We start from the raw sequence: 1,011 nt of genomic DNA, 5'->3' as shown, positions 1-1,011 counted from the left end.
GTCGCCGCCAAGGCGCGCCACGGTGTCGGAGGCGCCGACCGTGGCCTGCAGGCGGGTGGCCGCGGCCTTGAGCAGGCGGTCGCCGGCGGCGTGGCCCAGCGAGTCGTTGATGTCCTTGAAGCGATCAAGGTCCAGGAAAAGAACCGCCACCCGCGTTTCCTGCCGGCGTGCCCGCACGATCGCCCGGCCCAGGCGCTCGGACAGCAGCGCCCGGTTGGGCAGGCGGGTGAGCGTGTCGTAGTTGGCCAGGTAGCGCAGCTCCTGCTCCGCACGCTTCTTGTCGGTGATGTCGTTGACCACCGCCACGAAATGGCTGCGCAGGCCCATCGGGTCGCGCACTTCGCTCATCTCGATCCAGCCCAGGAACTCCTCGCCGTCCTTGCGCTTCTGCCACATCTCGCCGGCCCAGTGGCCGGTGCGCTCCAGCACGTCGCGCACGCGCCGGTAGAACTCGGCGCTGTGCTGGCTGGAGTCGAGCAGGCGGCTGTTCTGGCCGATCACTTCCTCTTCGCTGTAGCCGGTGATGCGCGAGAACGCCGGGTTCACCGAAATGAAGCGGAAATCCAGGTCGATCACCGCCACCGCTTCGCTCATGCTGCGAAGCACCTCCAGCGCCACGCGGCGCTCGCGTTCGGCGCGCCGGATCACGGTGATGTCGCGGGCGGTGCCGGCCATGCGCAGCGGGCTGCCGCTGGCGTCACGTTCGACCACCTTGCCGCGTGACCGCACCCAAACCCATTCACCGCGCGCGTTGCGGACGCGGTGCTCGGACTCGAAGACGTCGGTGTGGCCGACGATGTGCTCGTCCAGCAGCTTCTGCACCCGCGGCAGGTCTTCGGGGTGGATGGTCTGCGTGCGCCAGTCCTCGGTGCTCAACTCCTCGCGGCTGCCCTGTCCCAGCAGCTGGTTGGCGCCCAGGCGGTACAGGGTGCTGTCGCGGATGTTCCAGTCCCAGAACTCGTCGCCCGATCCCCACAGGGCAAGGTTGAGGCGCTCTTCGCGCTCACGGAT

Annotated in this window: 1 protein-coding gene; it reads right to left on the bottom strand. The window is 68.7% G+C overall.

The features are described from left to right. A partial coding sequence (locus tag K0M70_RS06870; protein ID WP_290780912.1) for a PAS domain S-box protein occupies nucleotides 1-1,011 on the bottom strand: 1,011 nt, incomplete at both ends.

The sequence above is a fragment of the Arenimonas sp. genome (genome assembly GCF_019459675.1).
Lineage (GTDB): Bacteria > Pseudomonadota > Gammaproteobacteria > Xanthomonadales > Xanthomonadaceae > Arenimonas.
This window is presented reverse-complemented; position numbering and strand designations above follow the sequence as displayed.